The sequence below is a fragment of the Qipengyuania sphaerica genome, assembly GCF_019711595.1.
Classification (GTDB): Bacteria; Pseudomonadota; Alphaproteobacteria; order Sphingomonadales; family Sphingomonadaceae; genus Qipengyuania; species Qipengyuania sphaerica.
Genome location: NZ_JAIGNR010000001.1, coordinates 694,573 through 707,405, shown reverse-complemented (window position 1 = coordinate 707,405; position 12,833 = coordinate 694,573). Strand labels below are relative to the sequence as shown.

Annotated in this window: 15 protein-coding genes; 13 read left to right on the top strand and 2 right to left on the bottom strand. The window is 65.0% G+C overall.

Features of this window, described 5'->3' with window-relative positions:
- Complete coding sequence (locus K3178_RS03515; protein WP_221569987.1) at positions 1 to 684, bottom strand: uroporphyrinogen-III synthase; 684 nt, start codon at positions 682 to 684, stop codon at positions 1 to 3.
- Positions 684 to 1,613 carry a hydroxymethylbilane synthase gene (gene hemC, locus K3178_RS03510; protein ID WP_221569986.1) on the bottom strand — a complete coding sequence of 310 codons (930 nt, stop codon included), beginning with the start codon at positions 1,611 to 1,613 and terminating at the stop codon, positions 684 to 686. The genes K3178_RS03515 and hemC overlap by 1 nt, the downstream gene beginning before the upstream one ends.
- Before the next feature lie 45 nt (positions 1,614 to 1,658).
- Here hemC and tsaD point away from each other — a divergent pair, with 45 nt between their 5' ends.
- From tsaD to K3178_RS03450, 13 genes are all read left to right on the top strand, one after another.
- Positions 1,659 to 2,699 carry a tRNA (adenosine(37)-N6)-threonylcarbamoyltransferase complex transferase subunit TsaD gene (gene tsaD / locus K3178_RS03505; protein ID WP_221569985.1) on the top strand — a complete coding sequence of 347 codons (1,041 nt, stop codon included), beginning with the start codon at positions 1,659 to 1,661 and terminating at the stop codon, positions 2,697 to 2,699.
- Positions 2,696 to 3,685 (top strand): NAD(P)H-dependent glycerol-3-phosphate dehydrogenase, encoded by a 990-nt coding sequence (locus K3178_RS03500; RefSeq protein ID WP_221569984.1) that lies wholly within the window; start codon positions 2,696 to 2,698, stop codon positions 3,683 to 3,685. The genes tsaD and K3178_RS03500 overlap by 4 nt, the downstream gene beginning before the upstream one ends.
- The gene (locus tag K3178_RS03495; RefSeq protein WP_221569983.1) at positions 3,682 to 5,193 is read left to right on the top strand and encodes a lipopolysaccharide biosynthesis protein; all 1,512 of its coding nucleotides are present in this window, start codon (positions 3,682 to 3,684) and stop codon (positions 5,191 to 5,193) included. The genes K3178_RS03500 and K3178_RS03495 overlap by 4 nt, the downstream gene beginning before the upstream one ends.
- A gap of 66 nt (positions 5,194 to 5,259) precedes the next feature.
- Positions 5,260 to 6,990, top strand: coding sequence for a vWA domain-containing protein (locus K3178_RS03490; protein WP_221569982.1), 1,731 nt, complete (start codon positions 5,260 to 5,262; stop codon positions 6,988 to 6,990).
- Between the two features lie 41 nt (positions 6,991 to 7,031).
- Complete coding sequence (locus K3178_RS03485) at positions 7,032 to 7,769, top strand: OmpA family protein (RefSeq protein ID WP_221569981.1); 738 nt, start codon at positions 7,032 to 7,034, stop codon at positions 7,767 to 7,769.
- Positions 7,770 to 7,892, top strand: a complete 123-nt coding sequence (locus tag K3178_RS14290) for a hypothetical protein (RefSeq protein ID WP_282098829.1) — start codon at positions 7,770 to 7,772, stop codon at positions 7,890 to 7,892.
- Positions 7,892 to 8,368, top strand: coding sequence for a hypothetical protein (locus K3178_RS03480; RefSeq protein ID WP_221569980.1), 477 nt, complete (start codon positions 7,892 to 7,894; stop codon positions 8,366 to 8,368). The genes K3178_RS14290 and K3178_RS03480 overlap by 1 nt, the downstream gene beginning before the upstream one ends.
- 65 nt (positions 8,369 to 8,433) lie before the next feature.
- Entirely contained in the window at positions 8,434 to 8,796 is a 363-nt protein-coding gene (locus tag K3178_RS03475) for a response regulator (protein WP_221569979.1), read from the top strand.
- Between the two features lie 81 nt (positions 8,797 to 8,877).
- Positions 8,878 to 9,264: a four-helix bundle copper-binding protein gene (locus K3178_RS03470; protein ID WP_221569978.1), complete on the top strand. Its 387-nt coding sequence runs from the start codon at positions 8,878 to 8,880 to the stop codon at positions 9,262 to 9,264.
- A gap of 39 nt (positions 9,265 to 9,303) precedes the next feature.
- Complete coding sequence (locus tag K3178_RS03465; protein ID WP_221569977.1) at positions 9,304 to 9,741, top strand: lasso peptide biosynthesis B2 protein; 438 nt, start codon at positions 9,304 to 9,306, stop codon at positions 9,739 to 9,741.
- Positions 9,742 to 9,812: 71 nt separating this feature from the next.
- Positions 9,813 to 10,988, top strand: coding sequence for an acyl-CoA dehydrogenase (locus tag K3178_RS03460; RefSeq protein WP_221570770.1), 1,176 nt, complete (start codon positions 9,813 to 9,815; stop codon positions 10,986 to 10,988).
- A gap of 153 nt (positions 10,989 to 11,141) precedes the next feature.
- Positions 11,142 to 11,795, top strand: coding sequence for a maleylacetoacetate isomerase (maiA, locus tag K3178_RS03455; RefSeq protein WP_221570769.1), 654 nt, complete (start codon positions 11,142 to 11,144; stop codon positions 11,793 to 11,795).
- A gap of 12 nt (positions 11,796 to 11,807) precedes the next feature.
- A complete protein-coding gene (locus tag K3178_RS03450; RefSeq protein ID WP_221569976.1) occupies positions 11,808 to 12,818 on the top strand; it encodes a fumarylacetoacetate hydrolase family protein in 1,011 nt (336 codons plus the stop codon).
- Positions 12,819 to 12,833 lie beyond the last annotated feature (15 nt).

The window sequence follows — 12,833 nt, the reverse complement described above, 5'->3', positions numbered from 1 at the left end:
TCAGCCTTGGCACAAAGCCTGCGCCAAGGCCAGTAGCTCGGCATCCACGGGCTGCGGCGAAGTGTGGACAGCTTGCCAGCCATCACCGGCAATTTCGGCGATCCGCGGGCCCAGTGCGGCGATCGTAATGGTATTGCGGTCGATCCCCAGCCGCTCGCATTCGCTGGCAAGCCGCTTGGCCGCCTCGCCCGAGTGGAGCAGCGCCACACCGCCCTCTTCGCGCAGCGCCTTGCTGACTCGCGTATCCATTTCCAGCGGCACGGTGCGATAAACCACGCGCGTGTCGATGGAGATTCCATCGGGCGGCGAAAGGTCGACCATTTTCTCGCCCGCCAGCCGCAGGAAGGAGAGCTTGCGCCCCGCCACCTCGTCGAGCAGGTTCTGCAGCCCGCCCTTGCCGGTCATCGTGACTAGGAAGCCTTTTTCCCGCGCCCCTTCGGCAGTCGCCCCGCCCACCGCATAAACCGGCAGTCCTTCAAGCTTTTCGAGTTCGAGGCCGCCATGTCTGAAGACATTGCTGCTTCCGACGAGGAGTGCATTCACGTCGGTCTTGGTCGATGCCGACCATTCGACGGGCTCGACCAAGAACAGCGCGCAGCCCGTTGCTTCCAGCCCGCTAGCCTCCGCTGTTTCGAGCGTAACGCCCAGCCCCGGTTCTGGCCGGAACACGAAGAGCTTGCGCATCAGGCCAAGCCGCCGAAATGCGCGCGAACATGCGCTGGCGCTTCGGTGAGGAGCAAGGCCGCAAGGTCGCGGGCCGCCGCACGATCCTGCGGGGCGAAATCGGCCTCGCGCCTGATGCAGATCGCACCATCGGGGCTGTAGATCGCGGCTTTCATGTGGAGGCGGTCGCCATCGCGACTTGTCAGCGCGGCGATCGGGCTGTGGCAGGTGCCGCCCAGTCCTTCCAGAAGCGCGCGTTCGGCCAGAACCTCCTGCCTGCTCGGCTCGTCGTCGATGGCCGCGAGCCATTCGCGCGTTTCGCCATCGGAAGCGCGGCATTCGATACCGATGGCGGCCTGCGCCGGAGCGGGAAGCCATTCTTCGGGATCGAGGCGGGTCCCGACGCTATCCTCGCCCAGCCGCGAAAGGCCGGCAGCGGCGAGGAAGGTCGCGTCGGCCTCGCCAGCCTGCAGCTTCGCCATGCGGGTGGCGACATTGCCGCGAATTCCGACGACTTCGAGATCGGGCCTTGCGTGGAGCAATTGCGCGGCGCGGCGCGGCGCGCTCGTTCCCACGCGGGCTCCGGAAGGGATGGCAGCGATGGAGGTTGCACCAAGCAGCACGTCGGCCTTGTCGGCGCGCGGCAGGATCGCGCCGATGGCAAGCTCGTCGGGGCGCAGCGTCTCGACGTCCTTCATCGAGTGTACCGCCGCATCGATCCGGCCCTCGGCAAGCCACATGTCGAGCTCGCGCGTCCACAGCGCCTTGCCGCCGATGTCGGCCAGCGGGCGGTCCTGTATCTTGTCGCCGCTCGCCACAACAGGGACCAGTTCGACCATCGCCTCGTCCCAGCCATGTGCAGCGCACAGCCGCGCGCGCGCCTCGTGCGCCTGCGCGAGCGCAAGCGGGGAGCGGCGGGTTCCGAGGCGAATGAGAGGGTCGGCTGGCATGGCGCGCGCTTGCCCTAACGCGCGATCCCGCTAAGGGGAAGCGCAATGACACTGGTTCTCGGCATCGAAAGCTCCTGCGACGAAACCGCGGCCGCGCTGGTCGACGGCGAGCGCCACATCGTGGCACAGCGCATCGCCTCGCAGGACGAGGAACACGCGCCCTTCGGCGGCGTGGTGCCGGAGATTGCCGCACGCGCCCATGCCGAACGGCTCGCCCCGATGATCGAGGCAGTGCTGGCAGATGCGGGTGTATCTCTCGGAGACCTCGATGCGATTGCCGCGACGGCGGGACCCGGCCTGATCGGCGGAGTGATGGTCGGGCTGGTGAGCGCCAAGGCGCTGGCGATGGCGGGCGATGTGCCGCTGATCGCGGTCAATCACCTCGAAGGTCATGCGCTGAGCCCGCGACTGGCCGATGGCGGACTTGGCTTCCCCTATGCCCTGCTGCTGGTGTCGGGCGGACATTGCCAGATCCTGCGGGTCGATGGCGTCGGCCAATATCGCCGCCTTGCCACCACCATCGACGATGCTCTGGGCGAGGCCTTCGACAAGACCGCCAAGATCCTCGGCCTCGGCTTTCCCGGAGGCCCCGCGGTCGAGCGGATCGCCAAGGAAGGCGAAGCAGGGGCCGTCCCCCTTCCCCGCCCGATGATCGGCAGCGGGGAGCCGCATTTCAGCTTCGCCGGTCTCAAGAGCGCAGTGTTGCGCGCGCACGAGAGCGGGAAATACGAGACGGCCGATATCGCCGCGAGCTTCCAGCAGGCGGCGATCGATTGCGTGGTCGATCGGCTGCGCATCGCCCTCGAACGGATGGGCGATTGCGAAACGCTGGTGGTGGCCGGCGGGGTCGCAGCCAATGCCTCGGTGCGCGCAGCGCTCGAAGACGTCGCCGCCAGGCACGATATGCGCTTCACCGCGCCGCCGCCAAAGCTGTGTACTGACAATGCGGCGATGATCGCCTGGGCGGGGATCGAACGCCTGGGACTGGAGAATTTCGCACCCGACCCGCTCGACATTTCGGCGCAGCCACGCTGGCCGCTCGACCCGGAGGCGGAGCCGGTGCGCGGGGCAGGAGTGAAGGCATGAAGACGGGGGTCCTCGGAGCAGGTGCTTGGGGCACCGCGCTCGCACAGATGGTCGCGAGCGACGGGCGCGAGGTGCTGCTCTGGGCGCGGGAGGCCGAGCTGGTCGAGGAGATCAACACGCGGCGCACCAACTCCACCTACCTTCCGGCGGCCGACCTCGCCGCGAGCATCCGCGCGACCAACGATCTCGCCGAAATGGCGATGCTCGACGCGCTGCTCGTGGTCACTCCCGCCCAGCACATGGGCAGTGTTCTCGAAGCCATGCCCGCTCAGCCGCGCGACATGATTCTTTGTTCGAAGGGCATCGAGGCCGGCACGGGCAGGCTGATGAACGATGTCGCCCGCGATGTCGCACCGGACAGCCAGATCGCGGTCCTGTCGGGCCCCACCTTTGCGCATGAAGTTGTGGCCGGCCTGCCTGCTGCCGTGACCCTCGCTTGCGGCGGCGGCGAGAGGCAATGGGACCGGATTGCGCCCGCCATCGCGCGCCCGACGTTCCGGCCCTACTACTCGGACGACGTAACCGGCGCGGAGATCGGCGGGGCGGTCAAGAACGTGCTCGCCATCGCCTGCGGCGTGGTAGACGGGCTGGAGCTGGGCCAGAACGCCCGCGCCGCGCTGATCGCGCGCGGCTATGCCGAAATGCTGCGCTTCGGCGAGGCCAAGGGCGCCAAGCCCGAAACGCTCACCGGCCTGTGCGGCCTCGGCGATCTCGTCCTCACCTGCTCCTCCACCTCGAGCCGCAATTTCTCGCTCGGTAAGGCACTTGGCGAAGGCCAGAGCGCCGATGATCTCATGTCCGACCGCAAGACCGTGGCCGAAGGCGCGCATACCGCGCCCGTTCTGGTCGAACTGGCCGCCCGCATGGGGATCACCATGCCCATCGCCACTGCCGTCTATGCGTTGCTCAAGGGCGACAATCCGCGCGAGGTCGTTCAGGGCATCCTCTCACGCCCCTTGAAGGCCGAACAGGAAGCCGCCGGGTGAGCGCAGACACCAACGACGAAGACCTGTCCGCCATCGCAAAGGGCGGCAAGCAGAACGTGCTCGGCTTCCTGCTGAGGCTGCTCGCGCGCATCCCCTTCCTGTTCATTGCAGGCCGTTTGTACGGGGTCGATGCGGTGGGACGGTTCGCCTCGGCGCTGGTGGTGGTCGAACTGGTGGCGCTGGTCTGCGCCATGGGCGAAAAACGCGGGCTGGCGCAGCGCCTTACCGAAGGCGAGGAGCACCTGCCCGCCAATCTCGTCTATGACGGCATGCTGCTCGCGCTCATCTTCTCCTGCCTCGCCGCGGCTTTCTTCTGGTTCGTGCCCGCCCCGCTCTTCCCGAGCGGCGAATATACCGAGCTCGACAAGCTGATCGTTCTAGCGATCCCCGGCTATGCGCTGACCGAGATCGTGCTCGCCGCGCAGGCATATAAGTACGATATCGCCACAACCGTGCGCGCCCGCGCCGTGGTCGAACCGTGGACGATTTCGATCATGGCGGGCGCATTTTATTTCGTGCCCGGCGTGTCGGAATCGGGCCTCGCGATGGCCTATCTGGTGTCGATCTACGCGGGTCTCGCGGTGGGATATTGGGCCTTCGCCCGCAGCTACGGCGCGCCGACCGGCTGGCGACCTCATCCTGTCTACATGAGCAAGATGACCGCGCGCGCCCTCCCGCTCGCCACTGCCGATGCGATCGAATGGGGCACGCGGCGCGTCGACATCTTCATCCTCGGCCTGTTTGCCGCGCCTGCCGCGGTTGGCGTCTATTACATGGCACAGCAACTCGCGAGCCTGCCGCAAAAGCTCAAGACCAGTTTCGAGCCGATACTCGGTCCGGTCATCACCAAGAACCTGAAGACCAAGAACTTCGGCGCCATAGCCAAACAGGTTTGCCAGGTGGGCTTCTGGATCATCGCCGCACAGGCCGGAATCGCGCTGGCGCTTGGCGTTCCGGGCGAGGCCATCATGGGCCTGTTCGGTCCCGAATATGTTGGCGGTACGGGCGCTCTCGCCTTCCTGCTGACCGCAGAAGTCATTGCCGCGACCGCCGTGGTTTCCGAAGCCGTGCTGGTGTACGTCGCACGGGTCCGGAACCTGTGGATCTCGATTGCCACCATCGTGCTGCAGGGCGTGCTGACATGGCTGCTCATCCGCACCGCGGTCGCTTACGGCTATGGCGAGCCTTTTAAGGCTGCCGCCGCCGCGCTGGCACTGCTGCTCTCGCTCGGCTTCGCCAGCCTCGTAAAAGCCTTCCTGCTCTCGCGCATCATCCAGCAGCCGATCAACCCGTTCCGCTGGGCGCTGGTCTATGCCATCGCACCGGCCGTGCTGGTGGGGTATCTCTTCACCCTGCTGCCCGAATGGGCCGAACTGGCCTTCGGCGTCCCGGCAATTCTCGCGACCTATTTCCTGGTCATCTGGAAGCGCGGTTTCGGAGAGGAAGACAGGTTGCTTTTTAGGAAGGAAAAGGACGCCGAACCGGCTCCGCGATCTGACCAGGCCTGACCGTTCAGCAAACATTCACTGGCTCCCGATGTAACTTTGTATCAAGTTTCAAAGGGGAGACTGCAGATGAGGTATGTGAGACTTGCCGCCGCCAGTGCAATGCTTGCGGTGGTTGCCGGATGCGCGTCGACGAACGACTCACCGATTGCCAAGAACGATACCGGTGCAAGCGAGACCGGCCAGACGGCTCCTCCGCCCCCGCCTCCTCCGCCGCCGGCTGCAACAGCCTCAGACGAGAGCAGCATCGTCGTTACAGGCTCTCGGGTCACGCAGCAGCGCTTTGCCTCACCTTCTGCAGTAACCTCCGTTATGACCGACGAGATGGTGACCACCGTCGAGGGCACCGACAGCATACCGAAGGTCACCTATCGCTATTTCCCTCCGATTTTCGTACCCACCCCGCCGAGCCGCGACCAGTATGACGGCGAGGAGATTTCCTCGGTCAAGCTGGTGGCCAACCAGCCGGTTTCCACCTTCTCGGTCGATGTCGACACGGCTGCCTATGCCAATGCGCGGCGCTTCATCAGCGAGGGCCAGATCCCTCCGCAGGCAGCCGTGCGGACCGAGGAATTCGTCAACTACTTCCGCTACGATTACGAGCGGCCGCTGGACCGCACCAAGCCCTTCACGGTCAATACTGATGTCGCGGTGACGCCGTGGAACGAGAATACCCGCCTCGTGCGCATCGGGCTGGCGGGGTACGAATTGCCGCAGCAGGCGCGCCCTGCCGCCAACCTCGTCTTCCTGCTCGATGTCTCAGGTTCGATGAACAGCTATGACAAGCTGCCGCTGGTGAAGACCGCGATGCGCCAGCTGGCCGGGCAACTGACCGATAAGGACCGGGTCTCGATCGTCGTCTATGCGGGCGCTGCGGGTCTCGTACTCGATGCCACAAATGACGAGCGCAAGATCAGGGACGCAATCGACCGCCTGAGCGCGGGCGGCTCCACCGCCGGCGGGGAAGGCATCAAGCTCGCCTATGCGATGGCCGATGCCAACCGGATCGAAGGCGGCGTCAACCGCGTGATCCTTGCCACCGATGGCGATTTCAACGTCGGCGTATCCGACCGCGATGCGCTGGTCGAAATGATCGAGAAAGAGCGCGAGAGCGGCACCACGCTGACGGTGCTCGGCTTCGGGCGCGGAAACCTCAACGATGCGATGATGGAACGGATCGCCGACCACGGTAACGGCAATTATGCCTATATCGACAGCGCGCTGGAGGCTCGCAAGGTTCTGGGCGACGAGATGGGCGGCACCATCTTCACCATTGCCAAGGATGTGAAGATCCAGGTCGAGTTCAACCCCGCCGTGGTCAGCCAGTATCGCCTTGTCGGCTACGAAAATCGTGCGCTGCGCGAAGAGGATTTCGACAATGACGCAATCGATGCGGGCGATATCGGTGCGGGCCATCAGGTTACCGCGATCTACGAGGTCGTGCCAGCCGGATCGAAGGGCTGGATCGGCACGCGGCGCTATGAAGACAAGGTCGATGCGCGGGCGGTCGAGCTTTCGGCAGAAGCTGCGCATATCAAGCTGCGCTACAAGCTGCCCGACGGCGATACGTCGCGCCTCATCAGCTATACGCTCCCGGCCAGCGCCCTGCGCACCGGCCGCGCACCGGCGGGCGACTTCGCCTTCGCCAGCTCGGTTGCAGCTTTCGGGCAGAAGCTGCGCGGCGATGCAATGCTGGCCGATTATAGCTATGGCGACATCGCTCGGCTGGCCGGCGCGCAGGGCGACTTCTTCCGGCAGGAGTTCCTCCAGCTGGTGAAGACTGCCGACTCGCTGAAATAGGAGCCTTGGCAGGCGGCATCGGCGGCGGCTAAGGCAGCTGCATGTTGCGCCGCCTAGCCATCCCCGCCGGAGCCTTGCTGGTCATCGCGATCGGTTTGCTATCGAGCTGGTCGGGCCGGGCCGAGAGCATGGCCGAACGGCTTGAGAGTGACAGCCGGGCCGCGCTTTCCCAGGCAGGTCTCGGCATGGTCGAGGCAGCTTTTACCACCAGCTACGGCGCGCCGACACGGCACCCGCAGCTGTCCGGCGGCGAAGGGCTCGATGACGAGCGGCGTACCCGCGCAGCGCAAATCGTCAGCGCCCTGCCCGGTGTCGGCGGAGTCAGCTGGGTCGATGGATCGGTCAATGCCGAAAGCGGCGAACGCGGCTTCGAGCCGCTCCATTGCCAGGAAGATGTCGACGGATTGCTGCGCACCCGCACCGTCCGTTTCGAGGAAGCGAGCGCTGCGCTGCTGCCAGCCAGCCGCATGCTGCTCGACGAGGTCGCGACCGCGCTCGAACCGTGTTCGGGCGCGATCATCGCGATCACCGGCCATACCGACAAATCTGGCGACGAAGACGCCAATGTCGCGCTCAGCATGGACCGCGCGCGCGCCGTGCGCGAAGGCCTCGTGCGCCGCGGCATCCCGCGCGAAAGCCTGCGCGCCCGCGGCGTCGGGTCGAGCGAACCGATGGAACGCCTCACGCCCGAAGACCCCGCCAACCGACGGATCGAGTTTTCGGTAATCCGCATGGAACCGCTAACCCCCACGCCCGTCGACACGCCGGGGCCACGATAGATGCCGGTCTGGTTCGAAGTCATCGCGCTGATGCTGGTCGCCTACGGGCTTGGCCTGACCATCGGCTGGGCGCTATGGGGCCGCTCCGATCGGCCCGAAACCGTTTCTGACAAGGAAGAATGATGAGCGAACTTCTCGCCGAAAACTGGATCCTGCTGGCGATCGCGCTGGTCGCCGGGCTGATCGTTGCATGGTTCCTGTTCCGCACCACACGCCGGACGAAGGTTACCGGCGCCGGCAGCCGCGACGTGCTCGACGAGGGTGCCGACCGGGCGCAGCGTAATTCCGCGCTGGTCGATGCCGCGCCAGCCGCCACCCGCGATCCCCAGCCGGTGGTCACCAAGGTCAGCGACGGCCATGGCGACGACCTTACGCGCATCAAGGGCGTCGGCCCGAAACTCGCCGCGACGCTCGAAAGTCTCGGCATCACTTCTTTTGCGCAGATCGCCGCTTGGGACGATGGCGAAATCGACCGTATCGATGCCCAGCTCGGCCGCTTCGAAGGCCGCATCCGCCGCGACGACTGGACCGGCCAGGCACGCCTGCTGGCCGATGGCAAATCCGCCGATTTCCACGCCAAATACGGAGCCGGTGCATAAGGCAGGAACCATATAGCCTTCCGCCCATTAACTAATCTGGGTCGGCGCAGACGAGGAGAGGCTGGATGGGACAACAGCTACGTGTACTTGTTGCCGAAGACGAATTGATCGTCGGCTACGATTTGTGTGAAACCGTTTCCGAAGCAGGCTACATCGTAGAAGGTCCCTATGACGACCTGTCGAGCGCCATGCTCGCCTACCAGAAATCCAAACCCGACATCGCGATCCTCGACGTCCAACTGGGCGATGGCATTGTCTATCCGCTCGCCGAGCAGATGATGGCCGAGAACGTGCCGGTGATCTTCCATTCGGGTCAGTTGAGCCCGCAGGAAGTTGCCACGCGCTTCCCGCAGGCGCAGGCCTTGTCAAAGCCCTGCCCCCCGGCCGAAGTCATCGACTCCGTCCAGCGGGCCGCCGCCCACGCCTGATCGCGAAAAGCTGCCAATAATCGGAACGCCCTTCCGGTCGCCGCTTTCCTTAGAGGTAAACCCCTCAAGGAAAGGAAGCTTATGTCGCTGCAAAAAATGATCGATGCCCACCCGCAGGTGCAGGATGAGACCGAAGAGCTCATCCTCGCCGCGCGGCATGCCATGCTGTGTTCGCTGTTCTGCACCAGCTGTGCCGATGCCTGCGTGGCAGAGGACATGGACATGGCGCAGTGCATCAGGAACTGCCTCGATTGCGCCGATGTCTGCGCCGCCACCGCGCGCCTCGCCACCCGCCGTACCGCGCAGAATATCGAAGTCCTGCGCGCACAGCTTGAAACCTGCATCAAGGCCTGCGAAACCTGCGCTGCGGAATGTGAGGGCCACGACAATCCCCACTGCCAGCTCTGCGCCACGATGTGCCGCGAATGTGCGGACGATTGCCGCAAGGCGCTGCCGCTTGTGAAATGACGCATTTGCGCAAAAGGCGTGGTATGATTAGCCGAGTCCATGCCCAAGCTGCGCACCTTCCTCGCGCTCGATAGCGCCGACAAGATCGCCTCGCTCGAGGCGATGGTGCTGGTGCTATATGCCAAGGCGCTCATCGCCAGCGTGCCCCCGCGCCGCTGGCGATCGCGCTTCGGTGCCGTCGCGTCGGGCACGGGCCTAAGCGGCGATATCGCCACTATCCGCCGCGTCCGCCTCGCCATGCAGCGCGCGCTCAACAACGTCCCCGCCTCGCCCAATTGCCTGCCGCAAGCCATCGCCGCGCGCTGGATGCTGGAGCGGCGCGGCATCCCTGCCAGCCTCTTCATCGGCACGCAGCGCGACGAGGTCGGCATCCCGCGCTTCCACGCTTGGCTCAAGGTGGGCGAGGAGTGGGTGACGGGCCTGTGCGACGAAGCGCGCTACACACTCCTCGTTCCGGGCGACGCAGAACCCGCCTGACCCCCTTGCGCAGCCCTCGCCGCTCTGCCAAGCGGCGCGCAACAAGTTTCAAAGGATACGACATGGCCGGAATGGTGCCCTTCGACTGGACCGATCCCTTCAATCTCGACGACCAGCTGACCGAGGAAGAGCGGATGATCCGCGACGCCGCGCACGCTTTCGCACAAAGCGAGTTGCAGCCGCGCGTGATCGAGGGCTTCTCCCAGGAGAAAGACGCGCCCGAACTCTTCCCGCTGATGGGCCAGGCCGGGCTGCTCGGCGCGACCATCCCCGAAGAATACGGCGGCGCAGGCGCGGGCTATGTCGCCTACGGCCTGATCGCGCGCGAAATCGAACGAGTCGATTCCGGCTACCGCTCGATGGCATCCGTCCAGTCGAGCCTCGTGATGTATCCGATCCACGCCTATGGCTCGGAAGAACAGCGCAAGAAGTACCTCCCCGGCCTTGCTAGCGGCGAGCTTATCGGCTGCTTCGGCCTCACCGAACCCGACGCAGGCTCCGACCCCGCAGGCATGAAGACCACGGCCAAGAAGGTCGATGGCGGCTATGTCCTCAACGGCTCGAAGACCTGGATCTCGAATTCGCCCTTCGCCGATGTCTTCGTCGTCTGGGCGAAGAGCGAGGCACATGGCGGCGGCATTCGCGGCTTCGTGCTCGAAAAGGGCATGAAGGGCCTGTCGGCACCCAAGATCGAAGGCAAGATTTCGCTGCGCGCCAGCACCACCGGCATGATCGTGATGGACGAGGTCGAAGTGGGCGAGGACGCGTTGCTTCCCGAAGTCCAGGGTCTCAAGGGTCCCTTCGGCTGCCTCAACCGCGCGCGATACGGCATCAGCTGGGGCGCGCTGGGCGCGGCCGAATTCTGCATGCACGCCGCGCGCCAGTACGGCCTCGACCGCCAGCAATTCGGCGTTCCGCTCGCCAGCAAGCAGCTTTACCAATTGAAGCTCGCCGACATGCTGACCGAAATTTCGCTCGGCCTGCAGGGCAGCCTGCGCGTCGGACGCCTGATGGACGAAGGCAAGTTCGCCCCCGACATGATCTCGATCGTCAAACGCAACAATGTTGGCAAGGCGCTGGATATCGCCCGCAAGTCGCGCGACATGCACGGCGGCAACGGCATTTCGGAAGAATACCAAGTCATCCGCCACATGGTGAACCTCGAAACGGTCAACACCTACGAAGGCACGCATGACGTCCATGCGCTGATCCTCGGCCGGGCCATCACGGGGATCGCCGCGTTCTGATCCCCTTTCCTACTTTTCGCACACCTGCCATTAGGAGCGCATGAGCATCCGCAGTCCCGCCGAAACCCTTGGGAACAGCCAGATTTGCGCGTCCGGAGTTTTTCCTCGCAGGACCATGTTCCATGTGTTCCAAGCTGTAGGAGAGGCCGCATGATCCGCCTGCACGGTTACTATCGCAGCTCGACCAGCTACCGGCTGCGCATCGCACTGGAGCTGAAGGGTCTGGAATACGAATATGTGCCGGTGAACCTGCTCAAGTCCGAGCAGAAGGGCGAGGCCTTTACCAGCCGCAACCCCTTCGGTTCGGTCCCGCTGCTGGAGGCGGATGGCAAGGACCGCGTGCAGTCGATGGCGCAGATCGAATGGCTCGACGAGGCCTATCCCGACAACCCGCTGCTGCCCGCCGATATCGAGGACCGCTACGTCGCGCGCGAACTCGGCTATGCCATCGCCACCGAACTGCACGCGCCGCTCAACCTGCCGGTGCTGAAGTACCTCGCCAGTGAATACGGCAAGTCGCAGGACGAGATCGCGGTCTGGTACCGCCACTGGCTCGCCCGCACGCTCTTGCCCGTGGAACAGCGCCTTGCGCAGCTCGGAACCGGCGACTTCCTGTTCGATGCGCCCGGCTTCTTCGAGGTCGTGTTGCTGCCGCAAGTCTACAACGCCCGCCGGTTCGCGTTCGACTTCGGCGACAAGCCCCATATCGAACGGATCGAAGCAGCCTGCCTCGCCCTGCCCGCATTCCAGCGCGCCCACCCGGACGCACAACCCGATAACCCCGATTTTCGGCCCGAAAACACATAAGAGAGGACACCTATGAAACTCGCCACGCTCAAGGACGGAACCCGCGACGGCAAGCTGGTGGTCGTCTCCAAGGACCTCACCCGCTACTGCGCCGCAGACAACATCGCGCCCACGATGCAGCACGCGCTCGACCATTGGGACGAGGTCGCCCCCAAGCTGCAGGCGCTCTACACCGATGTCGAACACCAGGCTGTGCCTTGCGAGCGCTTCCACGAGCGCGAGGCGCATTCGCCGCTGCCGCGCGCCTACCAGTGGGCGGACGGCTCGGCATACATCAACCACGTCGAACTGGTGCGTAAGGCGCGCGGTGCCGAAGTGCCCGAGAGCTTCTACCACGACCCCCTGATGTACCAGGGCGGCAGCGACGGCTTCCTTGCCCCGCGCGACGACATCCCGCTGAAAGACACCAAGTGGGGCTGCGACATGGAAGGCGAGATCGCGGTCATCACCGATGATGTGCCGATGGGCGTGTCGAGCGAAGAGGCTGCGGACCACATCAAGCTGGTCATGCTGGTGAACGACGTGAGCCTGCGCGGCCTGATCCCGGGCGAACTGGCCAAGGGTTTCGGCTTCTTCCAGTCCAAGCCCGCCAGCGCCTTCAGCCCTGTAGCCGTCACGCCCGACGAGCTGGGCGATGCATGGAAGGGCAGCGTCATCCACCTGCCGCTGATGGTCGATTACAATGGAGAGCCTTTCGGCCGCGCCAATGCGGGCGTCGATGCGACCTTCAGCCTAGCCGACCTCGTCGCGCATGCTGCCAAGACGCGTAACCTCGGTGCTGGTACGATCATTGGCTCGGGCACGGTCTCGAACCAGGGTCCCGATGGCGATCCGGGCAAGCCGGTCGCCGAAGGCGGCCTCGGATACAGCTGCATCGCCGAAATCCGCATGATCGAGACCATCGCCGATGGCGAGGCCAAGACCCGCTTCATGGCGCCGGGCGATACCGTCCGCGTCGAAATGAAGGATGCGGAAGGCCATTCGATCTTCGGCGCGATTGAACAGAAGGTTGTCGAAGCCTGAGCGCTGAGCGCGCCC